At 67.4% G+C, this 26,479-nt stretch carries 25 protein-coding genes; 6 read left to right on the top strand and 19 right to left on the bottom strand.

The annotated features are described in order from the left end of the window. Nucleotides 1-1,069, top strand: a 1,069-nt coding sequence (locus RT513_RS17420) for an FUSC family protein (RefSeq protein ID WP_290687296.1), incomplete at its 5' end; no start/stop codon positions are given. Here RT513_RS17420 and RT513_RS17425 read toward each other — a convergent pair. From RT513_RS17425 to RT513_RS17475, 11 genes are all read right to left on the bottom strand, one after another. Then, the gene (locus RT513_RS17425; RefSeq protein ID WP_290687295.1) at nt 1,044-2,834 is read right to left on the bottom strand and encodes an ABC transporter permease subunit; all 1,791 of its coding nucleotides are present in this window, start codon (nt 2,832-2,834) and stop codon (nt 1,044-1,046) included. The genes RT513_RS17420 and RT513_RS17425 overlap by 26 nt on opposite strands. 189 nt (nt 2,835-3,023) lie before the next feature. Further along, entirely contained in the window at nt 3,024-4,094 is a 1,071-nt protein-coding gene (locus RT513_RS17430; RefSeq protein WP_290687294.1) for an ABC transporter substrate-binding protein, read from the bottom strand. Between the two features lie 32 nt (nt 4,095-4,126). Next, complete coding sequence (locus tag RT513_RS17435) at nt 4,127-5,200, bottom strand: ABC transporter ATP-binding protein (protein WP_290687293.1); 1,074 nt, start codon at nt 5,198-5,200, stop codon at nt 4,127-4,129. Nucleotides 5,201-5,448: 248 nt separating this feature from the next. Then, a complete protein-coding gene (locus RT513_RS17440; RefSeq protein ID WP_088216773.1) occupies nt 5,449-6,396 on the bottom strand; it encodes a LysR family transcriptional regulator in 948 nt (315 codons plus the stop codon). 807 nt (nt 6,397-7,203) lie between these two features. Next, entirely contained in the window at nt 7,204-7,362 is a 159-nt protein-coding gene (locus tag RT513_RS17445; protein ID WP_313534195.1) for a hypothetical protein, read from the bottom strand. Between the two features lie 164 nt (nt 7,363-7,526). Next, a complete protein-coding gene (locus RT513_RS17450; protein ID WP_290687292.1) occupies nt 7,527-8,201 on the bottom strand; it encodes a DUF1028 domain-containing protein in 675 nt (224 codons plus the stop codon). A gap of 107 nt (nt 8,202-8,308) precedes the next feature. Beyond that, nucleotides 8,309-8,725, bottom strand: a complete 417-nt coding sequence (locus RT513_RS17455; protein WP_088216771.1) for a RidA family protein — start codon at nt 8,723-8,725, stop codon at nt 8,309-8,311. 93 nt (nt 8,726-8,818) lie between these two features. Continuing rightward, on the bottom strand, nt 8,819-9,970 hold the full coding sequence (locus RT513_RS17460) for an aromatic ring-hydroxylating oxygenase subunit alpha (protein ID WP_290687291.1): 1,152 nt from the start codon (nt 9,968-9,970) through the stop codon (nt 8,819-8,821). A gap of 117 nt (nt 9,971-10,087) precedes the next feature. Next, on the bottom strand, nt 10,088-11,029 hold the full coding sequence (locus RT513_RS17465) for a glyoxylate/hydroxypyruvate reductase A (protein WP_290687290.1): 942 nt from the start codon (nt 11,027-11,029) through the stop codon (nt 10,088-10,090). After that, entirely contained in the window at nt 11,029-11,772 is a 744-nt protein-coding gene (locus RT513_RS17470; protein WP_290687289.1) for a class II aldolase and adducin N-terminal domain-containing protein, read from the bottom strand. The genes RT513_RS17465 and RT513_RS17470 overlap by 1 nt, the downstream gene beginning before the upstream one ends. Nucleotides 11,773-11,831: 59 nt before the next feature. Then, a complete protein-coding gene (locus RT513_RS17475) occupies nt 11,832-13,184 on the bottom strand; it encodes an LLM class flavin-dependent oxidoreductase (RefSeq protein ID WP_290687288.1) in 1,353 nt (450 codons plus the stop codon). A 313-nt stretch (nt 13,185-13,497) separates the two neighbouring features. Here RT513_RS17475 and RT513_RS17480 point away from each other — a divergent pair, with 313 nt between their 5' ends. After that, nucleotides 13,498-14,133, top strand: a complete 636-nt coding sequence (locus RT513_RS17480) for a TetR/AcrR family transcriptional regulator (RefSeq protein ID WP_290687287.1) — start codon at nt 13,498-13,500, stop codon at nt 14,131-14,133. Further along, a complete protein-coding gene (locus tag RT513_RS17485; RefSeq protein WP_290687286.1) occupies nt 14,130-15,071 on the top strand; it encodes a nitronate monooxygenase family protein in 942 nt (313 codons plus the stop codon). Before RT513_RS17480 ends, RT513_RS17485 begins: the two co-directional genes overlap by 4 nt. 3 nt (nt 15,072-15,074) lie before the next feature. Here RT513_RS17485 and RT513_RS17490 read toward each other — a convergent pair whose 3' ends face one another. The 7 genes from RT513_RS17490 to RT513_RS17520 form a co-directional block, all read right to left on the bottom strand. Continuing rightward, nucleotides 15,075-15,575: a hypothetical protein gene (locus RT513_RS17490; protein WP_088216766.1), complete on the bottom strand. Its 501-nt coding sequence runs from the start codon at nt 15,573-15,575 to the stop codon at nt 15,075-15,077. A gap of 83 nt (nt 15,576-15,658) precedes the next feature. Further along, the gene (locus tag RT513_RS17495) at nt 15,659-16,453 is read right to left on the bottom strand and encodes an ABC transporter ATP-binding protein (RefSeq protein WP_290687285.1); all 795 of its coding nucleotides are present in this window, start codon (nt 16,451-16,453) and stop codon (nt 15,659-15,661) included. Further along, a complete protein-coding gene (locus tag RT513_RS17500) occupies nt 16,450-17,214 on the bottom strand; it encodes an ABC transporter ATP-binding protein (RefSeq protein ID WP_290687297.1) in 765 nt (254 codons plus the stop codon). The genes RT513_RS17495 and RT513_RS17500 overlap by 4 nt, the downstream gene beginning before the upstream one ends. 2 nt (nt 17,215-17,216) lie before the next feature. Further along, a complete protein-coding gene (locus RT513_RS17505) occupies nt 17,217-18,038 on the bottom strand; it encodes an ABC transporter permease (protein WP_290687284.1) in 822 nt (273 codons plus the stop codon). Then, nucleotides 18,035-19,015, bottom strand: a complete 981-nt coding sequence (locus RT513_RS17510; RefSeq protein ID WP_290687283.1) for an ABC transporter permease — start codon at nt 19,013-19,015, stop codon at nt 18,035-18,037. The genes RT513_RS17505 and RT513_RS17510 overlap by 4 nt, the downstream gene beginning before the upstream one ends. 6 nt (nt 19,016-19,021) lie before the next feature. Beyond that, nucleotides 19,022-20,620: an ABC transporter substrate-binding protein gene (locus RT513_RS17515; protein ID WP_290687282.1), complete on the bottom strand. Its 1,599-nt coding sequence runs from the start codon at nt 20,618-20,620 to the stop codon at nt 19,022-19,024. A gap of 110 nt (nt 20,621-20,730) precedes the next feature. Next, the gene (locus tag RT513_RS17520; RefSeq protein WP_290687281.1) at nt 20,731-21,078 is read right to left on the bottom strand and encodes an MliC family protein; all 348 of its coding nucleotides are present in this window, start codon (nt 21,076-21,078) and stop codon (nt 20,731-20,733) included. Nucleotides 21,079-21,303: 225 nt separating this feature from the next. On the opposite strand from RT513_RS17520, the gene RT513_RS17525 reads away from it, so the two are divergent. Then, the gene (locus tag RT513_RS17525; RefSeq protein ID WP_290687280.1) at nt 21,304-21,888 is read left to right on the top strand and encodes a M15 family metallopeptidase; all 585 of its coding nucleotides are present in this window, start codon (nt 21,304-21,306) and stop codon (nt 21,886-21,888) included. Between the two features lie 77 nt (nt 21,889-21,965). Further along, a complete protein-coding gene (locus RT513_RS17530) occupies nt 21,966-23,252 on the top strand; it encodes an aminotransferase class I/II-fold pyridoxal phosphate-dependent enzyme (RefSeq protein WP_179209258.1) in 1,287 nt (428 codons plus the stop codon). A 1,689-nt stretch (nt 23,253-24,941) separates the two neighbouring features. On the opposite strand, the gene RT513_RS17535 is transcribed toward RT513_RS17530, so the two are convergent. Continuing rightward, entirely contained in the window at nt 24,942-25,340 is a 399-nt protein-coding gene (locus RT513_RS17535; RefSeq protein WP_088216756.1) for a hypothetical protein, read from the bottom strand. A gap of 89 nt (nt 25,341-25,429) precedes the next feature. Here RT513_RS17535 and RT513_RS17540 point away from each other — a divergent pair, with 89 nt between their 5' ends. Continuing rightward, on the top strand, nt 25,430-26,377 hold the full coding sequence (locus RT513_RS17540) for a hypothetical protein (RefSeq protein ID WP_290687279.1): 948 nt from the start codon (nt 25,430-25,432) through the stop codon (nt 26,375-26,377). Nucleotides 26,378-26,479: the final 102 nt, after the last annotated feature.

Consider the following 26,479-nt stretch of genomic DNA (forward strand, 5'->3'; position numbering starts at 1 on the left):
CGGGCCCGCTCTGGCCCGCGCCCTCACCGCCCTGGCCGATGCGCCGTGGCAGGAGGCGGGACGCGCCGATCCCGCGCCCGTCCATCGCGACTGGCAGGGCGGGCGTGAGGCGGCGATCCGGGCCGCGGTGACCATGCTGGTCGTGGGCGGCATCTGGATCGTCACGGGCTGGTCCTTTGGCGCCTACATGATGCTGGGCGCATCGATCATGACTTCGGTCTTTTCGACCTTCGACAACCCTGCGGTGACGATCCGTACCGTGCTGCTCGGGCAGGCGCTTGGGGCGCTTGGGGCGCTGGCGGTGCGATGGCTGCTCTGGCCGCTCGCGTCGGGGGAATTCGGTCTCATCCTCCTCATGATGCCCGCGATCCTTGTTGGTGCCCTGCTGATGGCGCAGCGGCGGATGGGGCAGGCCGCCTATGACTACAACATGGTCGTCATGCTGATGCTGCAACCGATCTGGCCGCTCACGATGGGCCTGTCCACCTCGCTCACGGCCGCTGTGGCCGTGGTGCTGGGTCCGCTCGCCGGGTTGGTGGCGTTCCGGCTGATCTATCCGGTCGACGGCGTCCGGCGGCTGACCATGCTGCGCGAGACGATGGTGACGGAGTTGACCCACCTTGCCCGGGAGCCGCAGGCGGCACATCGGGCTTCGGTCTGGCGGGCGCGGCTTCATCACCGGGTGCTGCGGCTGGTCCGCTGGTCGGAAAAGCTTGACCGCGCGCCTGTCCGGGCGGCGGACGGGGGGCTGGCGGTGCTGACGCTCGGACGGGCGATCCTGCATCTGCACGATCTCTCTGCCCTGCCGCTCCCGCCGCCGCAGACCCGCCGCGTCCGCGCGCTTCTGGAGCGCCTGTCCCGGCTGGACCGGGAGCCTCGCAAGGCCGCCCGCGCGCTGCGGAAGGGCGCAGATGCGCTCGCCGCCGCGCCGTCGGTGGATGTGCGGCTTCTCCGCGCCGCCGCGGAGGGGTTGGAGCAGGACATCGACTTCTTTCGGCTCGGAACCGGCGGCGCTCCCTCCGGCGGCGCATCCGGTGGCCCGGTCAGCGCCGGACCCGCCCCTGCATGAGTTCCATCGCCAGGAACAGCAGCGCCACGATCACCGTCACCACGACGGAGGCCGCGGCCAGCGTCGGGTTCACCTGAAAGAGGATGTCGTCCCACATCTGCTTGGGCAAGGTGGTGACCAGACCGCCGCCGACGAACATGGCGATGGTCAGTTCCTCGAAGGACTGCAGGAAGCCGGTGATGAACCCCACGACAAGTCCGCTCGCCACCAGCGGCAGGGTGATGCGCCGCGCGATGGCAAGCGGGGGCGCCCCCAGCGTCGCCGCCGCCTGATCCAGCCGCCAGTCGTGGCCCTTGAAGGTGCCGAGCAGGACGACGAACACGATGGGCAGCGCGATGACCGAATGCCCCACGATCAGCGCGGCATTGGTTGCGACCATCTGGAACTGCGCAAAGACATAGAAGAGGGACATGGCGATAACGATCGTGGGCACGACCATGGGCGCCATGAACAGAAGGAACAACGGCCCGGACAGGCGGCTGCCGCCCCGCACCACCGCCAGCGCGGCAAGGCCCGCCAGCACCACCGTGACCACCGCGGTCGCAAGGCCCACGGCGAAGGAGCGCGTCATAGCCGCCAGCCAGAGGGGGGAGCTGAAGAACGTCTCGAACCAGCGGAGGCTGAAGCCTTCGGGCGGGAAGGTCATGAACTCTCCCGCCGTGAAGGCCATCGGGAAGAAGCCCACCACCGGGAACAGCAGCACGAGGATCAGCCCCCAGGCATAGACATCGAGCAGCCGTGCGCCCGGCAGGCCCCGGAGATGGCTTGCCCAGAGCTGCCCCACCTTCGCGAAGCCCTCGCCCAGCCCCGTCGCCACGCCCAGGCCCAGACGGCGGAACAGGCTCTCCGGCGGACGCGGGCGCGCCCCGCCCCCGGCGATGGAGGAAATGCCGAACACCCGGTCGAACAGCAGGATGGCGAGCAGGGTGCTCCCCATCAGCACCAGCGCCAGTACCGCGCCGAACTGCCAGTTCTGAAGCTGGTTGATCTGCGAGATGATCATCTGGCCGATCAGCGTCTCCTTGGGGGAGCCGATGAGCGCGGGGGTGATGAAGAAGCCCAGCGACATGACGAAGATCAGCAGCGCCGCCGTTGCGACCCCGCGCATGGAAAGCGGCAGGTAGATGCGCCAGAACGCCTGCGCCCCCGTCGCGCCGAGCGTGGCGGCGGCCGGCGTCAGGCGCCTGTCGATCTGGTTGAGCACCGGCATCATGGTGACGACGCCGAGGGGCAGCATCGTATGCGCCATCCCGAGCACTACCGTCGGGCGGGAGAACAGCAGCCCATCGCCGCCCGGCAGCCCGAGCGCGTTCATCGCGGCCGCGACCACGCCGTTCCGGCCCAGCAGCACCAGCCAGGAGAAGTTCTTGACCAGCGCGCTCGTCCAGAAGGCCAGAAGCACCAGCATCAGCAATATCCGCTGCCGCCGTGGAGGCTGCTTTGCCAGCCAGTAGGCCAGCGGATAGCCCAGCAGGATGCAGATCACCGTCACCTGAAAGGCGATGGTGAAGGTGGTCTGCAGCACCCGCTGATACAGGGGGGAGGAGACGAGCTTTCGGAAGCCTTCGAGGCTGAACGCCCCCTGCTTGTCCTGAAACGCCACCGTCATCATCTGGCCCACCGGCCAGAGGAACCACACGGCAAGGAACAGCAGAGCCGGCAGCGCCAGCCAGAGAAGCGACGGTCGCCGCTGGCGCCGGATGGGCCGCCGGACGGGCTGCGGGGCGGGCGATGTCATCGCGGGCGCGAGGGTCTGATCGGTCATCTCTCGGCTTCCTTCGGTCTTCGATCCAGTTCCGGGCCGCGCTGCGGCCGGCAATCGCCGTGTTCCCGAGCGCCGCCGGTATATTCAGCTCCGGCAGTCCATGAATGCAGGCCTGAATGCAGCAGGCCGGACAGGAGCGCCGCTCACCCCGACGGTCGCGGTGAGCGGCGGCATGTGCCTGCTCTCCGGTCAGAGCAGCAGCCATTCCTCCATCCGCTCCACCACCTTGTCGTTGTTCGCCGTCCACCATTCGGAGTTCAGCATGGTCAGGTTCTTGATGTTGTCGGGGAAGGTCGGCATCCGGTGGGCGCGGGCCGTGTCCATGTGCTCAAAGGCACTGTTGTTGGTCGGGCCATTCGCCACGATGCTGGAATAGTGGCCCTGCCGGTCCGGGCGGAGGCAGAAGCGGCAGAATTCGCGCACCTCCTCCAGATGCGGCGTGCCCTTCACTACGGACCAGCCGTCCACGTTGTAAAGCCCGTTCCAGACCGGGGTGACGGGTGCGCCTGCGTCGATGGCGGCAAAGGTGCGCCCGGCCCAGGAGTCGGACATGTCCACCTCCCCGTTCTGGAGGATCTGGGTGTTCTGCGCGCCGCTCGCCCACCAGACGGAGACATGCTCCTTGATCTGGTCGAGCTTGGCGAAGGCCCGGTCCATGTCGATCGGATAGAGGTCCTGCGGCGCCACACCATCCGCCAGCAGCGCCAGTTCCAGCATCCCCGAAGCACCGCGATAAAGACCGCGCCGCCCGGGATATTTCTCGACATCCCAGAAATCCGCCCAGGTCTTGGGGCCGTTTTCGCCGAACTTGTCGTTCCGGTAGGCCATGATGATGCCATAGACGGAAAAACCGGCCCAGTCGGCGGTAAGCGTGCCGGGGATCATGCCGTCAACGCTTTCGGGCGCGAAGCCAAGCGTCTCGATATAGTCCCCCGCCTCATGCAGGCGGGCGACGTGATCGGGCGTCACCATGCAGGCGTCCCACAGGAAGGTTTTGGTATCGACCAGCATCTTGAACTGGCTGACCGGGTCCGCGTCATGGGCGACGTTGACGACCTCGATCCCGGTTTCCTGCTGGAAGGGGTCGCAGAACGCCGTCTTGATCGCCGCTGCGGGAGCGCCGCCGACATCTGCGATGGTGATCCGCTTGGTCTGGGCCAGGGCGCCGCGCGGCAGGATCGCCGGCGCGGCAAGGCCCACCGCGCCGATGGCCGCTGTCTTGAGAAGTCCACGGCGGGTCGGCCTCATCAGTGTGGTCATGGAGAGCTCCTGTTGGGTCGGTTTTATGGGTCTTACGCCTTGAGAACGCGGGAATTCGCCGGATCCCAGGTGAGGGAGAGCACCTCGCCCGGCGGGATGGGGTCGGCTCCCGCCGGTCTGCGCACCGTGAGCACGGCATTTCCCGCCGTGCGAACGATGAGCCGGGTTTCCGATCCCGCGTAGATCCGCTCCTCCACCCGCGCGGTCAGGAAACCCTGCCCGGCGGGGGCGACGGAGAGGTATTCGGGCCGCACGGCGAGCGATACGCGCTCCTCCCTCCCCGCGGTATGGGGGAGCGGCAGTTCGCCGTCCGGGGTGAGGAGACGGTCGGCCCCGGCCCGCTCGCCGCGCAGGATGTTGGAGATGCCAATGAAGTCGGCCACGAATTCCGTGCGGGGGGCGTCATAGATCTCCACCGGCGTTCCCACCTGCTCGATCTGCCCATCGCGCATCAGGCAGATGCGGTCGGAAAGCGCGAGCGCCTCCTCCTGGTCATGGGTGACGAAGATGATGGTGGAGCCGGTTTCGCGGTGGATGCGTTTGATCTCGATCTGCATCTGCTCGCGCAGCTTGCGGTCGAGCGCGGAAAGCGACTCGTCCATCAGGATCAGCGAGGGTTCATAGACAAGACAGCGCGCCAGTGCCACGCGCTGCTGCTGGCCGCCGGACAGGTCGGAGGGGAAGCGGCGGTCGAAGCCGGAGAGGCCGACCATCTCCAGCGCCGCTTCCACCTTCCGGCGGACCTCGGCTGCGGGAAGCCTGCGCATCTGCAGCGGGAAGGAGACGTTCTCCGCCACGGTGAGATGGGGGAACAGCGAATAGCTCTGGAAGACCACGCCGATGTCGCGCTTGCTGGCGGGGGCGTGGGTCATGTCGCGCCCGTCGATCAGGAGCCGCCCGTCCGTTGGTTCCACCAGCCCCGCGATGAGCTGAAGGAGCGTCGTCTTGCCCGAGCCGGAAGGGCCGAGCAGGGTCAGAAGCTCCCCCGCCTGCACCTTCAGATCAACGGGACGAAGCGCCTGCACATCTCCATAGCTCTTGCCCAGTCCCTGAGCATGGAGCTTTGGCGTCATCTGGGCGGCGCGGATCGGGGATTCGGTGGTCATCTCTCGCTCCCGTCGTGGCTGTCCTCTGGTGATGGGGGCGGGGGGCGACGGCGTAAATTAAGAAAACCGGCGGGGTTGGTTAGGGAAGTCCTATCCATCCGCCGTGCGGCCCGGAGAAAGCGGCAATAGCGCGTCCAACGGGTGTGGCGGCAGGCCAGCGCCTCGGCGGCCATGAGGGCGCTGAATGCTGCGCTGCCGCGAAATGGGCGCCGCTGCCTGTTTTCGCGGCACTTCCGCAAGCGCGACGGTCAGGCGCGGACGCGCCGTTCCATCAGCGGCGCGACCATTCCGGGGATGTAGGAATCGGAGATATGCGTGCGGCAATGTTCCGCGAAGGCTTCGACCAGCCGCGATTTCCGCCGTCCCTTGAGCGTAGCGAGGCCGAGGATCATCGGCCGCGGCTCCCCTGCGATGCGAACGCGGACCACCTTCCGCCCGTCCATCGCAACGTCTGACCGGGGCAGGACATTGGCAAGCGTATAGCCATAGCCGTTCGCCACCATCGTCCGCAGGATCTCCGGGTAGGGGGAGCGCCCGCCGATCACCGGGTCGAGTCCCGCCTGAAGGAAGATCGACAGGAAGTATTCCCGGCTGGAGGGCAGGTCCAGCAGCAGAAGCGGCTCGCCCGCCAGTTCGCGCACCGTGATTGCGGGCAGGGTGGCGAAGGGATGCACCTCGCCCACCACCGCATGCAGCGGCAATGAGGCAAGGGGCGTGAACTCGAACCCATCGGGGACCAGAAGGTCATAGGTGATGGCGATGTCCGATTCCCCGTCCACAAGCGCCCGGAGAAGCTGGTCGTGATCGCCGATCAGCGGCGCGATGGCGGTGGTCGGGAAGGCCCGCGTGAACGAGTGGCTGAGTTCGGGCAGCACCATGGAGGCGAGCGTCGCCATGCAGCCAAGGCTCAATTGGCCGCGCACCATGTCGGTCGCCTCTGAAGCGGCGGCGTAGAGCTGCTGCGCCTGCTCGACGAGCCGCTTGGCCTCCGCCAGCACCGCCCTCCCGGCGGGGGTGAGCGAAAGGCCCTGCGCATGGCGGCGGATGAAAAGCTGGGTGCCCAGCTCCTCCTCCAGATGCGCGATGGCAGTGGAGATGGAGGGCTGCGAGATGTTCACCCGCTCCGAGGCAAGGGTGATCGACCCGGTCTCGGCGGTGGCGATGAAATACTCGATCTGGCGAAGGGTGTAACGCATGGGGAATTATCGCCCTCATACCGGCAAGCGCAACAGCGCGGTTTGCAGCCGCGATCGGTTGGTTGGAACGGCAGGCCGGTCCTGTGCCGTCGATTCCGCCATCGCGATACCGGCAAGGGGAAGCCTGCCGCCGAGACGGTCCCAAAACGCGGTGCTGAGGGCGTGCTGCCGGCTCTTGTCCTCCTTTGTGAGCCCTCACCTCCGCTGCGCGTTGATGGTCTGAAATTGGCCTGATGGAACTTTATTCCGGATCCCTCCTGCGAGATGAGTTCTGACACCGCCTCCGCCGCGAACAGCCGCCCTAATCGCGCGCTCCCGCGACCGGCGCTTGCACGTGGCGCTGTTTCATCGGCGATGCCCCCGACAGGCGGTGGAGCAGGTTGCGCCCGCCTCGCGGTCAGATCGCCGCCACATCCATAGGCGAGTGAAGCGGAATGCCGGCAAGGAGACGATGGCAGGGAGCGCCCTTGGATGCAGGAACGCCTCCATGCTCCTGCGCCACCGCTTGTCGCCGGAAATTCCCCGTAGCGCGCGGGATCGAAGCCGGTCGGCAACAGGACGATGGCGGGATCGCTGCAATGGACTGCGCCGTCGCAGGCGTTGGAACCGCTCCCATGGCGCGCTCTGCCCGGCGATGACCCGCGAGGTGAGCAGGCGCACCGCGCCGCCGCAGGCGCCCGGATCCGTCCCGCAGGGCAATCTGCCAGAGATGACCCGTGAGATGAGCAGGCGGGCGGCCCGCCACGCCGTTGCAGAGCGCCGGAAGCCCCTCCAGACGGGTGACACCATGGATGACCCGCAGGATGATCAGGCGGCGGGGGTGCCTGCCGCAGCATCGCAGGCATCGGCCTTCCCCACGCGGGCACTCTGCTCGGCGATGACCCGTGAGGCGAGCAGGCAGGCGGCCGCCGCGCCGTTGCGGAGCCGAAAGCCCTCCAGACGGGTGGCCCCATGGATGACCCGCAATATTGGCGGGTGGTGGAAGGTGCCTGCCGCGCCGCCGCTGAGCGGGCGGGTGGAGCAAGCGCAGGCCCTCCCGGTGGCCAGACGGGACGCAGTTCGCGGCCTGCGTGCTCGCTGGCGCCGGACGCCATGGGCGCGGGCGGCATTGCTTTCGCCTGCCGGGATGATCACAGGTCGCCCGGCACACCGTAGCTCGGGGCGGCTTCGGGCGCGATGGCGCGCCTGACGTAATCCTCAAGCTGCGGCGCGTAGATTTCCCACAGCGCGCGCAGCCGCCCGATGGGATCGGTATCGTCCCAGTCCACGCGCAGGTCGGCGATGGGCCAGGAGACATCGCGCACCACCAGCAACCCGGCGGAATGGACCGGCCCGGCCTCGCCCCCGGCTGCCTGCCCCGCCTCCAGCGCGGCAAGGAGCCGTTCGGGAAGCGCGCCCTCTGCCGTCTCGAAGCCGCGGACCATCGCATCGGGCACGTTCTCTCCCGCCAGCAGGTTGCCCGCAGCGGCGCAGAACCGCCCCCGCGCCGTGCCGAAGGTGCCGAGAACACGGGCGCCGGAATGGATGGCGCTCTGCCCGGTGCCGTCCACGATCACCACCTGCCGCCAGTCGGCGGTGGCGTATCCGTCCAGCAGCGCCGCGAGCGCCTCCTCCGCCCCCATGCCGCGCGCCATGAGGTCGAGCGCGCGGGGCCCGAGGGACGGATCGGTCACATTCTGGCTGGCAACCACGCCCACCCCCGCACGGGCATGGGCGCAGCGCGCCGCAACCGCCGGAGAGGAGGAGCTGATCGCGATGCCGAACGCCCCGGTGTCGGGACAGGTGGCGGAGATGGAGAAGGTCATCCGTGCAGGCTCTTTGCTGGCTCAGGGGCTGTCTCGGGAGTTGTCCCGGGGGTTGTCTCGGGGAGGCGCGCGCCGCTGGACGGCGCCTGTCGGGCTCAGTTCGGTGCTCAATCCGGGATCACGGCGGTCGCGTCGATCTCCACCAGCCATTCGGGCCGGGCAAGGGCGGAGACGACGATGCCGGTGGAGACGGGATAGACCCCCTTCAGCCACTTGCCGACGACGCGATAGACAGGCTCGCGGTAGCGCGGGTCGATCAGGTAGATGACGATCTTGGTGATATGCTCAAGCTCGCCCCCCGCTTCCTCCAGCAGCATCTTGATATTGGCCATCGCCTGTTCCGCCTGCGCCGCCGGATCGCCGATGCCGACGTTTTCGGCCGTGTCCAGGTTCTGGCCGATCTGGCCGCGCAGGAACACCGTCTGCCCCCGCGCCACGACCGCCTGACACAGATCGTTGTCGAGGTTCTGCTCGGGATAGGTATCCTTGGTGTTGAACATGCGGATGCGCTTGTGCACGGGCATCTTGGGGCCTTTCAGGCGTTGTGCCGGGGTTCGGCTGGTCGAAAACCGGGGATCGGGGTCGAGGACAGGGCGGCGAAAGCCGGCGGGACAAAATCAGCTTTCGGCGGGGAGCGCGCCCACGCGGCGGGCGACGTATTGGGCGAACTCGAAATTCGGCCGCTCCAGATGCGACAGATGTCCCGGTGCGCCGAACCGGGAGGAGACGCCGCGGAACACGCGCTCGGTGCAGCCCTTGTCCTCCTCGTTCACCTCGTCGAGCAGGGTCTTCAGCGCGGCGAAATGCGCTTCCGCCTCCGGGTCGGCCATGAACTCGGGGGAGAGGCCGCCGCCATAGAGGATCTTCACGTGATCCGGCCCGTCGGGATGCAGGCAGAGATACCAGAAATACCCCGGCGTCAGCGTGATGAGCAGCGCGGGATAGATGGCGAGGAGCCAGGTGATCCGCCGCTCATCCCCTTGCAGCCGGGTGTTCTCCGGATGGGCAAGCGCCAGCGGCACCGAATCGTTCTTGAGGATGAAATGGTAGTTGAAGGCCTCCGTCCCTTCCGGGCAGGTCATCTTCATCAGGTCCACCGAGCCGCCGATCGTGTCCGAATGGCAGACCGGCAGATGGTAGCTCTCCATGAAGTTCTCCGCCAGCACCTTCCAGTTGGTGTTCCAGCGGTGCTCCTCCCGAAAGGTCTCCACGTAGGATCCCATGTCGAGATAACCGACCAGCTTCTCCACATCCGCGAGCCGCTCGGCCGGGGCGGGGGCGTCCGGGTTCAGCGTGACGAGGATCCAGCCCAGCCATTCCTCGCAGCGGATCTGCGGAAGCGCGACATCGGTCTTGCAGAAGCTCTCGTTCAGCCCCATCGCGGGCGCGCCCCGCAGTGAGCCGTCAAGGTTGTAGGTCCAGGCGTGATAGGGGCAGACGATGGCGCGCGTCCGGCCGCGGCCCTCCAGCAGCGTGGACATCCGGTGGCGACAGACGTTGGACATGGCGCGGAGCCTTCCCTCCCGGTCGCGCAGCACGATGATCGGCTCGCCCGCGATCTCCATGGTCAGGTAGTCGCCCGGTTCCTTCAACGCGTCCGCCCGCCCGGCGCAGAGCCAGTCATGGGCAAAGATGGTGTCCAGTTCCCGCGCGACGAAGGCCTCCGACGTATAGACGGATTTCGGCATCGCGCGGGCCTTTTCGAAAGGCTGGCTCACGTTCTGCGCCAGCTCCTCGATGGGCCGGAGCGCGGGATCGTGCTGCGTCATGGGTATCCGCCTTTCACAAAGGGCCTGCCTTGATGCGAAGCCTACTCCGCCCGGGGAGAGCGAAGAATTATCAACTTCTGCACCCCTGCTTAGGCTTTGCCTAATCCGGGGCGAGGATCAACACGCCACGCCGCGCGGCACGCTGCCGATCATCGCCTCTCCCCGCTCCGTGCGGCGGATGTTTTCCGCGATCGTGAGAGCGGCGCTGCCTGCGCGGGTCTGGCTGGCGACATGCGGGGTGAGGATGACGCGGGGATGCGACCAGAGAGGGTCGTCCGGCGGAAGCGGTTCCGGGTCCGTCACGTCGAGCACGGCCGCCGACAGATGCCCTTCGTCCAGCGCGGCAAGAAGCGCCCGCTGGTCGAGCTGGGGCCCGCGTCCGGCATGGACGAGACCGGCGCCTTCGGGCAGGGCCGCCAGAAGCTCCGCGTCGATGATCCCGCGGGTTTCGTCTGTCAGCGGCAGGAGGCAGACGAGGATGTCGCTTCTGCGCACCATCTGCTTCAGGCCCGCCGCCCCGGTGAAGGAGGCGACGCCCGGCACGTCCCGCGGTGTCCTGCTCCATCCTGCCAGACGGAAGCCGAAGGGCCGCAGCCGTTCCGCCGCCGCGCGGCCCAGCTCACCGAGGCCGAGGATCCCCACCTGCCGTTCGGAGGGCAGCGGATTCGGCAGTTGCCGCCATTGCCGCCGCGCCTTCTGCACCATGTAGGCGGGGAGGTCGCGGTGGAGGAGCAGCACCGACATGGCCACGTAATCCGCCACGGAGGCCGCCACCGCAGGATCCACCAGACGGACGAGCTCCGTCTGTCCGGGGAAATCCTCCTGCCGGAACTGGTCGATCCCGGCGGAGAGGGAGAAGACGCAGCGCAGCGCCGGGAGCCGCCGGTGCAGACCGGCGGGCGCGCGAAAGGTGACGAGGTAGCGGACCTCCTCGGCGGCCATGTCTCCGGGCATCATTCCCTCGGGCGCGGTCAGCACGCGACGGCCCGGAAATTCGCGGCGGAGGATGTCGGAGAGCGTCGCCACGCGCTCCGCATCCGCGCTGATGAGAATGGTCATCAGTCGGCGTAATCCGGCTCTTCGCGGTCGAGGATCCGCTTCATTTCCTCAAAATGCGCGATGGAGAAATCGCGGATGCCTTCCCAGCCGACCGCCGTGGCTTCCGCCACCTCGTCCGAGAGCACGGAAAGCGGCTGACCCGTGGCATAGGCGGTGGTGAGGATCTGGCAGGCGCGCTCCATCGTGTAGATGTCGTCGAAGGCCACGCCGATATTGTCGGAGGCGACGAGGATCCCGTGGTTGCCCATCATCAGGCGGGAATGAGTGCCCAGCAGCCCCGCCAGCCGCGCGCCTTCCTCCACCGAATCGGCCATGCCGCCGTAGTGCAGATCGACGGCCACTCGGTTGAAATAGCGGGCGGTGTTCTGGTCGATGGGCAGGATCGCGGGGTTTTGCAGGCAGGCGATCGCGGTGGCGTGGATCGGATGGAGGTGCAGCACCACCCGCGCCGAGGGGTTCGACTTGTGGATCTGGCCATGGATCGCCCAGGCCGTCGGGTCCACCAGCCCGCTTCTGGCCGTCGCCGGGTCGTCGGCATCGAGCAGGAGCAGGTCGCTGGCCCGGATTGTGGAGAAATGCTTCCACTTGGGGTTCAGCAGGAACTGGCGGCCGTCGGGGGAAACGGCGGCGCTGAAGTGGTTCGCGACGGCTTCGTGCATGCCCAGCCGCGCGACGATGCGGAAGGTCGCCGCAAGGTCGATGCGGAGTTGCCGTTCGTCAGCCGATGTGATGACGTCTTTCATGGGGAAGGTCCTGTCGGGATGATGTGGCGGGCGTCTGTCGGCCCGCCTGAGGGGGAGGGTTATTCCGCGGCGAGGCTGGCGCCCGCCGTTGCATGGCGGTTCGGCGGGCGTTTCAGGCCCAGATTGTCGCGCAGCGTGGTGCCGGTGTATTCGGTGCGGAAAAGTCCGCGGCGCTGAAGTTCGGGCACCACCTTCGTCGTGAAATCGGTCAGGCACTCCGGCAGCACCGGGAAGGCGATCATGAAGCCGTCGGAGGCACCCGAGGCGACCCAGTCCTCCATCTGGTCGGCCACCTGCGCACCGGTGCCGAAGAAGATCGCCTTGGAGCGGTTGTACTTCCGCATCACTTCGCGGAGCGTCAGACCCTGACGGATGAGGCCGACGATCTCGTCGAAATAGACCTGATGGAAGTTCGATTTCTCCGGGATGCGATGTTCCGGGACAGGTTCGTCCAGCGGCAGGTCCGACAGGTCGGTCTCCAGATCGGTCTTCATATACATCAGGCTGATGTCCGTGTGGACGAGGCCTTGCCAATAGTCCCACTTACGGCGGGCGTCCTCCTCGTCCTCTCCCACGACGATGGAGACCCCGGAGAGCACTTTCAGCTCTTCCCGGTCGCGGCCGAATTTCGCCATGCGGCCCTTCAGGTCTTCGTAGAAGCGGATGGCCTGCGCCTTGTTGGCGCCGGTGCCGAACACCACTTCGGCCGTTTCGGCGGCGAGCTCCTTGCCCGCGTCCGAAGCGCCCGCCTGGAAGATCACCGGGTGCCCCTGCGGCGGCCGCGCCATGTTGAGCCCGCCGTGCACCTTGAAGAACGGGCCCTCGTGATCCGTGACATGGAACTTCGCCGGATCGAACATCCGCACGCCGTCGTGGTCATAGACAAAGGCATCGTCCTCCCAGGTGTCCCAGAGGGAGGTGACGATCTTGAAGAATTCCTGCGCCTTCTCATAGCGGCGATCATGCGGGGGCAGCTTGTCCAGCCCGAAGTTGCGCGCCGCGAAGTCATTGGCGGAGGTCACGACGTTCCACGCCGCGCGCCCGTGGCTGATATGGTCGAGCGAGGCGAAGAGCCGCGCCACGTTGTAGGGCTCGTAAAAGCTGGTGGAGGCCGTCGCGCCGAGCCCGATATGCGAGGTGCACCCCGCCAGCGCCGTCAGCAGGGTGATCGGCTCCAGCATGTTCATGTAGAGCGGCCCGCGCGTCCATGCGTCGAGCTTCTCCGTCCGCGCGGCGGGCGTATCGGCCAGGAAGAAGAAGTCGAGCTTGCCGTCCTCGGCCTTCTGCACGATGTCCTTGAAGTAATCGACATCGGTGGCCGCCCCGTCCGTCGCTCCCGGCACCAGCCAGGCGGAGGAATGGTAGCCGTTCGCTTCGAAAAGCCCGCCCAGAACCATGGGTTTCTTCGTCATATCGATTCCTTTCGCGGCGATACCGGATCGCGGAATGTAGGCCAGCCGGCGTGGCATGCCGGATGGCGGGAGCGGCCGACCGTCGAGCAGAGCGAGCCGGGCCTGCGGCACCCGACGGGCCGCCCCCGGCCCCTTGCGCTGTCCGGTGCGGGCCTCCGGTTACTCTCTCTGTCGGAGGTGACGGGTGTAAATTATGAAAATCGATTGCGCCCCATAGAGACGACCTAACCATACGGAAGTCTCGGGCTGGGTGCTTGACCGGAGGGGAAGGGCATGGCTCTATCGTGTTACCGATAAGTAAATGCGCGGTCCCATGTCGAAACCAGCCCTCTCCCCCTGGAGCCACTCCCGCCAGCGCTCGGGGGAGCGGAGCCGCAAGCAGGATGCCGTGCTCCGAACAGCGGCCCGGTTCTTCAACGAACGCGGCTACCATGCGACCTCGCTCGACGATGTGGCGGAGGCGTTGGGCGTGACCAAGCCGACGATCTATCGCTACTTCGCCAACAAGGACGAGATCCTCTTCGAATGCACCCGGCGCGGGCTGAACGCCATCGCGGCTTCCGCACGGGATGCGGCGGTGGCGGGTGATCCCGCGCCGAAGCGGCTCCGTGCCATGCTGCTGGCCTATGCGCGAATCATGCTGGACGATTTCGGCATCTGCGTGGCACGGACGCAGGACCACCTGCTCTCCCCGGAAAGCCGCGCCGCCTTCCGCTCCCTGAAGCGGGAAATCGACCTGCTCATCCGTGCCGTGGTGGCGGAGGGCGCGGCGGAGGGGAGCCTCCTCACGACCGATCCGCGCCTTGCCACCTTTGCTTTCGCCGGGGCGCTGAACGGTCTTGGCGCCTGGTTCGACCCGGCGGGGCCGATGACCGCGGAGGAGGTCGCGACGCGGACGGTGGATGGTCTCATGCAGGGCGTCATGCCCGGGAAGGACGTCGCGCAATGACACTGCCGAAAACATTCGAGGCACTGCGGCTGCCCGCCATTGCCGCGCCGATGTTCCTGACCTCCGGCCCCGATCTGGTGGTGGAGGTGTGCCGTTCGGGGGTGGTGGGCACCTTTCCGGCACTGAACCAGCGCAGCACCGAAGGCTTCGTCGCCTGGCTCGAGGAGATAAAGACCCGTCTGGAAGCCTTCGACACCCCCGCGCCCTATGGGGTGAACCTGATCGTCCACCGCTCCAACCCCCGTCTGCGCGCCGATCTGGAGGAGGTGGTCCGGCATCGCGTGCCGCTGGTCATCACCTCTCTGGGCGCGGTCGCGGATGTGGTGGATGCGGTGCATTCCTATGGCGGGCTGGTGTTTCACGATGTCATCAGCCGCCGCCATGCGGAAAAGGCCGTCGAGGCGGGCGTGGACGGGATCATCGCCGTTGCGGCAGGGGCCGGGGGCCATGCGGGCCAGATCAGCCCCTTTGCGCTGGTGTCGGAGATCCGCGCCATCTTCGACGGGGCCATCGCGCTTTCGGGGGCCATGTCCACCGGCGCGCATATCGCCGCGGCGCGGGCGATGGGGGCGGACCTCGCCTATCTCGGCACCCGTTTCCTTACCACGCGCGAGGCGATGGTGAGCCTTGCGCAGAAGGAGATGACCGTGGCCGCGCGTGCGGCCGATATCCTCTACACACCGGCGATTTCCGGCGTGGGGGCGAATTTTCTTGCGCAGAGCGTCGTTGCTGCAGGCATGGATCCGGCGAACCTGCAAAGCCATGGCGCGCTCGACATGGGAAACGAGGCGAAGGTCTGGCGGGACGTGTGGTCTGCCGGGCAGGGCGTCGGTTCGCTTGGAGACATTCCGGGCGCAGCGGAACTCTGCGACCGGCTGGCCCTGCAATACGCGGAGGCCATGACGCGACTGGCGCGCGATCCCTTTGCAGGGCGGTAGCGGCTACTCCAGCCGCTTCCAGCTCAGATACATGCCGATATCTCCCGGCATCCCATCGGGCCAGTCGATGACCATCGCCTTGAGCTGATAGTCCGCGGCTTTCAGGTGATCGCGCCAGATTTCGTAGAATTGCCGGGGCCGCCCGGTCAGCGTCTCGGGCCAGTCCGGCTCCTCGTTGTTGATGGCCCGGCCATGATCGGTGCAGAGCGCGTTCGGGAAGCGGAGCATGAGCACTTCCGTCTCTCCCCGCTCGGCGGCGGTGGTCAGCCGCATCTTGAGGTTGTCCACAAGGTCATGGACCGTCTGGCGATTGATCTTCAAAGGCTCCGAAAGCTGGGCGATCAACTCGTCTCGGGCCTGGTTGGCCTCCGTTTTGGTGGCGCTGTCATCGGCGTCCATGGCAGCGCGGCGGCGATCCATATAGGCTTGGAGATCTTCCGCCGTCATGAAGCTCTCGTCTCCGAGACGGGTCGTTTCGGTGGGTTTGTCCTCATTCGCAGGCATGATGTCATCCTGATCCGAAGGGTTCTGTAAAGGGCCTGATCCGAAGGGTTCTCCAAGGCAATGTGCGGCAGGATCGGAGCGCGTCAACCGCAAGCGTGCAGCCGGGGCACCGCCGCGATCAGGTCGCGGAGCGTGTCGGAGCCGGGTTTTGCCAGCACCTCCTCCGTTTCTCCGGTCTCCACGATCCGGCCCCGGTCCATCACGGCGAGCCGGTGGGAGATCGCCCGCACCACCGCGATGTCATGCGAGATGAAAAGGTAGGAAACCCCCGTTTCCTGCTGAAGATCGACCAGAAGCCGAAGGATTCGCCCCCGGATGGAGATGTCGAGCGCCGAGACCGCCTCGTCCAGCACGATGAGACGCGGCTCCGTCGCGATGGCGCGGGCGATGGCCACGCGCTGCCGCTGCCCCCCGGAGAGCGCATGGATGGGCCGGGTCGCCAGATCGGGCGAAAGCCCCGTCCGCGCCAGGAGCAGGGCAACGCGGGCAGGACGCTCCGCCGCGGGAAGCGTGGTCTGAAGCCGCAGCGCATCGGCGATGGCGGAGCCTGCCGTGGCGCGCGGGTTGAAGGCGGCGAGCGGGTCCTGAAAGACGAGCTGCATCCGCCCGCGCCGCCGGCGCAGCGCGCTTCCGCTCAGCGCCAGCCAGTCCTCCCCCAGCAGCGCGACCCGACCTGTATCGGGCCTGACCAGCCGGAGAAGCACCCGCCCGAGCGTGGTCTTGCCGCAGCCGGAGGGGCCGACAAGGCCCAGCGTCTCTCCCGCGGCAACGGTCAGCGATACGTCCTTCAGCGCATGGTCGGCACGGCCCGCATAGGTGAGGGACAGCCCCTCCGCCGCAAGCAGCGCTGGTGGCGTGGAGGGCGCGCGTGGCGTCATGGGCGCCTCGATACCAGCCGGGGGCTCTCAAGGTCCAGATGCGCGGCCAGCAGGCGGGCGGTGTAGGGCAACGGTGCGGCCAGCACCTCCGCCGCCGGTCCCACCTGTATGAGGCGGCCCGCCTCCAGCACCGCGATCCGGTCGGCAAGGCCGGAGGCGAGGGCGATGTCATGGGTGATGAAAAGCAGCGTCATCCCGGAGGCGGGTGCGGTCAGCGCGCGGAGCAGCGCCACGATCCGCGCCTGAACGATGGTGTCCAGCGCGCTTGTCGCCTCGTCCGCGATGAGTACATGCGGCTCCGCCGCGATGGCGGTGGCAATCGCGATCCGTTGCAGCTGCCCGCCCGAGAACTGATGGGGAAACCGGCGGAGCGCGGCGGCTGGCTCCGGTATGCCCACGCGGGCCAGCAGCTCCGCCGCCCGCCCGCGCGCGGCGTCCGGCGCCAGTTTCAGGTGGTGGCGGAGCACTTCCGTCATCTGGTTTCCGATGGAGAGGACGGGATCGAAACTTGCCGCCGGCTGCTGAAAGACAAAGCCGTAATCCCGCCCCGGCCGGACAGGGCCTGACGCCCAGTCGATCTGCCCCGTCACCCGCGCGGAAACGGGCAGCAGCCCGGCGAGCGCCAGCGCCAGCGTGGATTTCCCCGAGCCGCTTTCCCCGATCAGCGCCAGCCGCTCCCCTGTCCGTAGGTCGAGATTCACCCCGTGCAGCACCCGCGTCCCGCCATAGGCGACGCTCAGCCCCCGGAGCGAGGCGAGCACGCTCAAATCTGCCGATCCCGGCGGGAGAGCGTCTCCACCAGCGCCTCCGAAAACAGATAGACCCCGACGACGCTCAGCATCAGCGCGATCCCCGGCAGGATGGAAAGCCAGGGGGCGGTGCGGAGCACGCTGCGTCCTTCCGCGATCATGCCGCCCCATGTCACCACATTGGGATCGCCAAGGCCAAGGAAGGACAGCGCCGCCTCGGTCAGGATCGCGCCCGCGGTGATGACGGAGGACAGGGCCAGAACCGGCGGCAGGGCAAGCGGCAGCACCTCCCTCAGGGCGATCTCAAGCGGATGCATCCCCAGAACCCGCGCGGCCGAGACGAAATCGCGGGAACGGATGGAGAGCACTTCCGCCCGCGCCACCCGTGCGGGGGCCGTCCATGCGCCAAGCGCGATTGCCAGAACCACGACAGGGACCGAAGGCCCCGCGACGGAGACGAAGGCCAGGGCCAGCAGGAACCCCGGCACGATCTGAAAGGCATCGACAATGCGCATCAACAGCTCGTCTCCGATACCGCCCGCGAAACCGGCAAGCGTGCCCACCAGCGCGCCCAGCGTGACCGCTACCGCCGCGGCAGTCACGCCGACCAGCAGCGATGTCCGCGCTCCATGGGCAAGGCCCGCCGCGATATCCCGCCCCAGCCTGTCGGTGCCAAGGGGGTGGCCCGCGTCGGTGAAGGGCGGCAGGAGCGGCGGCCCCGCAATGGCCAGCGGATCGCCGGGATAAAGGAGCGGCGCCAGCAGGGCGAGGGCCAGCACCGCCCCGAGCAGGACAAGCCCGGCCCGCCCGCCCGGCGCCGCGAGAAGCCGCCTCATGCACCGCTCCCGATACGGGGGTCGAGCCAGGCATAGGCCATGTCCACCAGCAGGTTGGCCAGCAACACCGCCACAGCCGAGGTGAGGATGACCCCCGCCAGAAGGGGCGCGTCACGGCCGGCGACGGCCTCCTGTGCCAGGCGCCCGAAGCCCGGAATGGCAAAGACGCTCTCGATCACCACCGAGCCGCCGAGCATCGCCCCTGCCTGATAGCCCAGCATGGTGATGAGCGGCAGGAGGGCGTTCCGCGCGACATGGCCCACGACGATGCTCCGCCTCGACAGCCCGCGGGCGCGCAGCGCGGTGACGAAATCCTGCCGCCAGACCTCTGCCATTCCCGCGCGCATGAGCCGCAGGAAAAGGGCCAGATAGATGACGCCGAGCGCCGTGACCGGCAGCACCAGATGCTCGGCGATATCGACGGCCCGCGACAGCCCCGCCCGCCCCGAGGCGATCGTCTCCAGCCCCGAAACCGGCAGCCAGCGCAGGTTGACGGCGAACACTGTCACAAGCACCAGCCCCAGCCAGAATCCCGGAACGGCATAAAGCGCGAGCGAGCCGGTGGACAGCAGCCTGTCCGCCAGCGAACCCGGACGCGCCCCCGCGACGATGCCCAGCAGGGAGCCGAGCGTGAAGGCCAGCGCCGTGGCGCTGCCCATCAGAAGAAGCGTGATCGGGAGCCGCTCTCCGATCAGCGCGGCGATGGGCCGGTCGAAGGCCACGGAACGCCCCATGTCCCCATGCGCGAGCGCCGCGAGATAGGCGCCGAGCCGCCTCGCCCCCGAGATGTCCAGCCCGTAGCGCGCGCGCAGCTCTGCCCCGAGCGCCGCATCGCCGCCCCCGATGCCCGCCAGATAGGCGTCCACCGCGTCGCCGGGCGCGGCCTCCAGCATCAGGAACGTGCCCAGCACCACGATCAGCAGAACCGGAATCGCGGTCAGCGCCCGACGACGCAGGAGGCGGAGGAGACGGGCCATCCGCCGTCAGGGCGTGAGCGCGGCATCCGCCCAGCCGGAGACGGCCCAGCGGGGATTGTTGGCGATATTTTCCAGCCGGTCGCTCGCGACGCTGGTGAAGCTCCACTCCGCCACGTTGATGAGCGGCAGGTCCGCCGCGACCTTGCGCTGGAAATCCTTGTAGAGCGCGACCCGCTCCGCCGTATCCAGCGTCACCGCAGCTTTGTCGATCAGCGCGTCGAGCGAGGGGTTCGCATAGCCGCCCTGGTTGGAGAAGGGCACGCCGTCCGGCACGCCCGACCGCACGAGGATGGTGGTGGAGATCGCCGGATCCCCGCGGAACACCGGCGGCGCGATGGCGAGGTCGAAGGCATGGTCGGTATAGACCGCCTTCTGGTGCGCGGCGGAATCGTTGTTCACCACCCGCGCGTCGATCCCCACCACGGCCAAGGCCTGCCGCAGATAGTCGCCGAACTGCCGGGTTTCGTTGAAATAGGGGGCAGGCAGCAGGTTCAGGGCGAACCGGGTGCCATTGGCGCCCCTGGGGTAGCCCGCTTCGTCAAGCAGCGCTTCCGCCCGCGCCGGATCGAAGTCATAAGTCGGCACGTCCGGCGTATAGAACTCCGCCGCGTTCTGCGGCACGGGGCCGGTGGCGGCGGTGGCGTAGCCGAGAAAGATCGTGTTCACCACGAAGGCTTTGTCGATCGCGTGAGCGATGGCCTGCCTGACTTTCAGATCGGCCAGTTCCTTGCGGCGATGGTTGACCTCCACGACAAGCTGATAGGTCAGCGCCTCGTAGCCGCGGGTGACGACCTGAAGCCCCGGCACCTTGCCGATCCGCGCAAGATCGGCGAGCGGCACGGCGGAGAAGGCGGCGAGCTGGATATCGCCCGCCTCCAGCGCCGCAGCGGCGGAGGCGCGGTCGGGCAGCACCTGGAACACGATCTCGTCCAGCAGAGGCTTGCCCTCCTCCCAGTAATCGGGGTTCTTCTTCAGCAGGTAGTATTGCCCCGGGCGGTAATCGGCAAAGACGAAGGGCCCGGTTCCAATGGGCCGCACGTTCGCCGGATTGTCCGGGATCGGTCCGTTTTCATAGATATGCCTGGGCACGACGCTCGAAACGACCGGCAGGGCGTTGCGGACAAGCTGTAGCGGCGTGGGTGCCGAGAACCGGAAAACCGCCGTATGGGCGTCCGGCGTGTCCACGGCGGCGAGATTGGCGAAGACCGCCCGCCCGAGGTTCTGGAGCGGCTTCCAGATCTGCATGGCGGAGAAGGCGACATCGGCAGAGGTGAAGGGCGCGCCGTCATGCCATTTCACCCCTTCCCTGAGCCGGAAGGTGACGGTCAGCCCGTCGTCCGAGCCTTCCCAGCCGGTCGCCAGCAGCGGGCGAAGGCCATCGGGGGCGGAATAATCTGCCTCCGCCAGCGCCTCCACCACCTTGCTGGCCACGAAGAAAACGCCGTTCGATGCGACGATGGCCGGGTTGAGGTTCTTCGGCTCCGAATCCGCCGCGACCGTCAGGCGCCCGCCCCCCGCCGCCCATGACAGGCGCGGCAGGGCCGTGGAGGCCAGAAGCAGGGCGATGCCCTGAAGCACGAAGCGGCGGGTGGGCAGGAAGGGCATTCTCGGCCTCCGGGACTGGACTGGCTCGACAATACTCCCCTGCCGCGCGTTCTCAAGCGTCAGTCAGGCAAGGCGGCATGCGTTTTCCACCCCTTTCGGAGAACGCCGTTTCACTCGGCCGTGCAGGAGACGGAGGGTTTGCTTTCGTCCAGCGTATCGCTGAACACCGCGTCGTCGCCCTTGGTGAACCACTGATAACGGCTCCCGGTGTAGCGTGCGCCGGAACCGGAAACGACAGTCACCAGAATGTAAGGCTCGCCGTCTATCGTCATGATGGCGAGCGAGTTCGGCCCGGCATTGACATACTGGACCACACGCTTCGTGCCGTTCGCGCAGCTGTACTGCTGCTTCGTCTGCGTGCCGCTGACGCCGGGCAGGGTGATTGTCGTGCCGCTTGCCGCCATCGCAGGGGCCGGCAGGATCAGCGACAGCGCCGCCGCACAAAGGATTTTCCGCATGGTGCTCTCCATATTGTCGTTCGTGGCAGGTAGCATGCGGTGTCCCCCCGGCCAGTGGGCCGAGCATTGCCGTATCTTTGACGTTGGTTTTACGCCTGTGCGTCAGAAGTGTTCGTGTCGCTGATGGCGACGGGGGGTCGGTGCGGTTTGTCGATGGGACATTTTTCAGAACCAGTGCCTTTTTCATGTGTTGCGGGGGGTAATCGCTTTGCTGTGAACGGTCGCTTGCGACCGCCGGGCAACGATCTCAATTTCGCGCTCATCGGCACACCGCGCCGTTCCTTTTCCGAGCATGGGCAGGAGCCGGACGACCCGGCTTTCCTGTCCCTGATCGCCACGGCGGATTTCGGGCCGTTCCGGGCCACCGGTCTCCGTCCGGCGCTCAAGGTGCTTGCCCGCGTGATGGAGGAGGTGGCTTTCCACAACGCCGACCTGCATCGCCGTCTTTCCACCTCCGCCATGCTCTGCTGCCGGATGGCGCGGGGGGACAGGGGCGTATCCAACCATAGCTGGGGGATCGCCATCGACCTGAAGATCGACGGCATTGCGGATACGCGGGGCGACGACTGCGTTCAGCGCGGCCTGCTGGAGATCGCCCCCGTCTTCGCCCGGCACATGTTCTACTGGGGTGCCGCTTTTCAGATGGAAGAGGCGATGCATTTCGAAGCCTCCGAGCAGCTCGTCCGGCTATGGGCCGCGCGGGGGGAGCTTGCGCCTTCCACCGCCGGGCTGGGCGCGGCGGGTCCCACGGATGCCGCCCGCTATCGGGCTGACCGCTTCATCGAGACGCGCGCGCGGTTCACGGGTTGAGATGTCGCGTTGCCAGGAAAAAGGTGTAGAATGAATTGCATGCCCAGCTCTCGCGCCCTCCCGGGCCCGACCATGAGGTGAGTGAGATCATGTCGCCCTTCCTGCCCGACAGTCTGACAGGCATTGCCAGCGATTTTCACGACGCAACCAACCGCAACCTGCTGGAGCGGTGGCAGCCGCTGTGCGACTGGCTGGACACGCGGCTCCGCGACGGGTTCGATCCGGCCTGCAAGGTGAACACGGTGCGGATCGGTGCGCGGGCGCTGGCGCAAGACCGCCGGGGACGGATGCTTTCGGGCGTCAATCTCGCCTCGCTCGACCCGCTGAACATCTCCACCCATCCCAAGGTGCTGGCGGCGACGCAGGATGCCGCGGCGCGCTTCGGCATTCATTCCGCCGGATCGGCGGCGATGATGGGCCTGACATCGCTTGTCGTCACGCTGGAGCAGCGGATGGCCACCTTCCTGTCGATGCGGGACGCGCTGGTGTTCCCGACGGGGGCGGATGCGCTTCATGCGCTGTTCCGCACCCTCGTGCAGCCGGGAGACCATATCATCCTCGACAGCCTTGCGGCTCCCGGCCTCCGCGATCTCGCGGAGATCGCGACCCGCAAGGTGCATCTCGCGCATCACCTCTCCCCGGCCTCGGTCCTCGACCATCTCGAGAAGATCCGTGCGCAGGAACCGGATGCCGGTATTCTGGTGATGATGGAGGCGATGTCCTACGCCGATTGCCAGTCCCCGGATCTCGTCACCCTGCAGGAGATGTGCCGCCTGCATGAGGCGACGCTGCTCGTCGATACGGCGCTCGATCTCGGCTCCACCGGTCCGGGCGGGCGCGGGGTGCTGGGGCTGCAAGGGTTGCTGGGAGAGGTCGATCTGGTCAGCGGAACCTTTGCGCGGGCTTTCGCCTCCAATGGCGGTTTTTTGGCCTGCAACCATCCCGCGCTCCGCACCGCGATCGTGCAGGGCAGCCTCGTCCACTGGAGCAGTTGCGCGATTTCACCGCTTCAGGCGGCGGCGATTCTCGCCGCTCTGGACCTGATCGACGGGATGGAGGGAGACTGGCGGCGGCGGTGTCTGTTGCGGAACTGCCGCGCTTTCCGGCAGGGCCTCGCCAAACAGGGCTACAATGTGCTGGGCGAGCCGGGAAGCGCCATTCCCGTCCTGCTCGGTGCCGCCGCCGTGGCGCGACGGATGACCGCTGAGGTGCTGTATCACGGCGCGGTGGTCAACCTTCTGGAATATCCGATCGTGCCGCAAGGCGGCGCGCGCTGGATGCTTCATCCGATGGCCGATCACAGCGCGGAGGATGTGGATACCTTTCTCGCGCTTACCGAACGGGCGCGCCGGTTTGCCGTCTGAGCCTTTACAACCCGGCGCGGGCCAGATCGGCGGCGATGACGTCGTGATGGGAGGGTCGCGGAAAAAGGCCCGCGACCGCCAGCTCTCGGCGGTGAACCCCGGCTGCAGGCTGCGTATCCGTTCCGCTACCTGACGGGCCTCGGCCATCCTGTTGGCCCGGATAAGATGCACGGCCTTGCAGATATGGGCGCGGATATTGCCGGGATCGCCTTCCAGCACCTCGTCGATCTGCGGGCCGACGCCGTTCCGTTCAAGCATCAGGCAGTCGAGGATCAGGTTGGTGCGGATCCAGACCGGCGGATGCGGCGTGAGCGTGAGGGCATGGCGATAGAGATCGATGGAATGCGCAAGATCGCCGCAATAGCCAAAGATCGCGGCAAGATAGGACAGCATTTCCGGGCTTTCCGGCGCTTCGGCGACGACGGCGGTCATCCGCGCGAGCGCGTCCTCGAAATGCCCCTGCGAGCAGAGCCAGAAGGCGTGAAGCGCGCGCCCGTGCAGATGGCTTGGCGAGAGGACGAAGATCTCGGCCACGATGCGGGCGACACCTTCTTCGGCGTCGCGCGGATTGTCATGCCAGCCAAGGCGCAGGCCGTCGAGCAGACAAAAGCCCAACGATACCCGTGCCTGGAGAAACGAAGGGTCGATGGCGATGGCCTGACGGTAGAACCCCATCGCCCGTGCCAGTGCTGTCCGGCTGACGGAGTTTTCCTGCACCCGGCCTTTCTGAAAAAGCTCCCAGGCGCGGATATCGGTTTCGGACCCCGCCCAGTATTCCGCCCAGCGGCCATCCGACAGGGCCGTCTGAATCGCTTCCACGATGCGGCGCGACAAGCGCTCCTGTGCGCCGAAGCCCAGAGTGCGAAGGTCGAAGCGGTCGTTCCAGACGATGGCCCCGCCCCGCGCGGCCACGATGCGCGCGTTGAGGCGGATACGCTCCCCCTCCATGCGCAAGCTGCCCTGAAGGAGATAGTCCACGTCATCCCCGGCAAGGCTTGGGTCGATGATCCGGTAGGTTCCAACCACGGCCCCGATGACGGTGGACAGTTCCTCGTGCAGGCCGCTGGCAAGATAGGCGAGTTGTGCATCCGCGCCGATCACGGCGAACGGTTCGATGGCAAGATGCGGAAACAGCGTCCGCGCGGCCAGCTGCGGCGGTTCCGGCCCCTGGGGCACCGTCTGTGGCGGGGCGGTCAGCACGGCAGGCCCGTCGAGCTTGCCGTACCAGTGCGCCCGCTCCTCGCTCAACCATGTCTCGAACTCCGGGTCGGGGAGATCCATCCCTTCGAGCAGGTCGAGATGCGCCGCGGGAACAGAGACGAAGGCATCCACCCGCAGCGCCTCCAGATGGAGGACGACATCGTCGCCAGGGGTGGAGATGATCTCCAGCCCGTGCCGGGACAGGTGATGGCGGAGCGCGCTCAACTCCTGCCGCAGACTGGCGCGCCCCTTCGCCGGGTCGCGGTCGCTCCACAGACGATCCTGCAACCAGCCGCGGGTGCGTCGCCCGCCCGGTGCAAGCGCCAGCATCGCCAGAAGCGCCTTGGCCCTTTTCCCCGGCGGGGTTGCGTCCCGTCCATCAGGCGCAGTCAGCCGGAAAGCGCCAAAGACGCTGATGCCAGCCATCCCGACGGCGATACCGCGGGGGCGGCCGGGAGTGTGCGTCGCGGGCGTCATCCGGGCGGCGCTCTACCCTGCGCAGCCGCAGATGGCGATGAAGCCGATCGCCTCCTCCGCTATGCCGGACAACCCGGTGTCGCGGTCGATGCGGCCCTTGCCGGTGAGGTCCGGAACGGCGACATTGACGATCCGCATCGTCTTGCCGCCCTCTGACACCGTCCGGTCGAAATGCAGCACGAGGCGGACGCCGTCCTCGATCGGGCCTTCCTCCCCGGCCGTATGCAGGGTGGGCGGGCCATCGACGAAACGTTCGTCGAAGAGAGCCTTGAACCTTTCCGACAGCTCCACTCCGCCGTCTGGCGAAAACCGCTGCTCCGGCGTGTCGCGACGAACGGCCTCGGCCATCTCAAGCAAAGCCGTGCCGACAGATCTGTAGCTTTCACCGGTTTTCAGTTTGAGACGTGCCATTCCATACCCTCCCCGGGGCAATGCATATGGATTGAATCACAGCTTCGCGATAATCCAGTGAAGATCGGCGGTTTGCAACCGGAAGCATGATGGAAAAACTTCTCGCTCGCGCCTGTTCCGACGATTTGCTTTCGGTGCCGCATTTTCCCGCTCTGCCGTCCGGCTGGCCGTTTCACATGGCGGTGGTTGCATTGGCGCTGCCCGCAGGCTGTGCACCCCCGGAGGGATTGGCGGCACGGGTGGCTTCCGGGGCGGGGGCGACCCGCGCGGAGGCGGCATTCCGGGCGATGATGGAGGGGGCGGAGCGATACGCGCTGCAATATTCCGCCACGAGGCCCGCCCGCCTTGAACCGCTGGCCACGGCCGCGGGCCTGGCGGAGGTTGAATCGGTCACCCGGCTGACGCTTGGCGCGCCGGAGGGCGGGGGTGTCACCTCCCGTGGCGCGGCGGCGGGCGAGAGGCTGCGGGATGCCGGTGATCGCGCCTGTCTCGAGACGCTGGAGCACCTCGCCCTTGATCGGCTGGCGGAAGGCGATGGTGGCGCATTCCATAAAGTGGAACTGGCCGAGCTGACGCCCTATCGCGGCTATCTCGACGGGCAGCTTCGCCGGCTGTCGCTCTGGATGGCCGCCGGGCCGCAGCATATCGTGGCGATCGCGCGGACGGCGGACCGGAATGGAGGGCGCCCGACCATCGGTTCCGCCGCCGGACAGGAGCCCCGTCAGACGGCTCTCCGCGCGGTGGAGGAGGCAATGTTTCTCTGGCGCAACATGGTGGAGATGGAGCGGCGCGGCGCGCCGGTTCCTGCGGGTCCGGGCGGCGATGCAGCCCGGCTCTACCGGGGGGCGGTGCCAGCGCCCGGCTGGCTCGACGCGCTGACCGCGAGTGGCGGAGAGGGGCGGGCACCGCCGCGGCCTCTCACGGACCCGGCCCCCCTCCTCGAAACTGTGGCGCGTGTCGCAGGCCGGAGAGCGCGGCTTTTCGACATGACCGTTTCCGCGCTGCCCGTCCCTGTCGCGCGGGTGGTTCTGGGCTAGCAGGCCGCTGAAAAAGTTCAGGAGCGTCATGCCCCCCGCTCCGGAAACCGGGAAATCTGCTCCGGAGTGATCCGAAAAGGCTGAATTTCGTCAGATTGCGAA

The organism is Haematobacter sp., assembly GCF_032102465.1.
Lineage (GTDB): Bacteria > Pseudomonadota > Alphaproteobacteria > Rhodobacterales > Rhodobacteraceae > Haematobacter.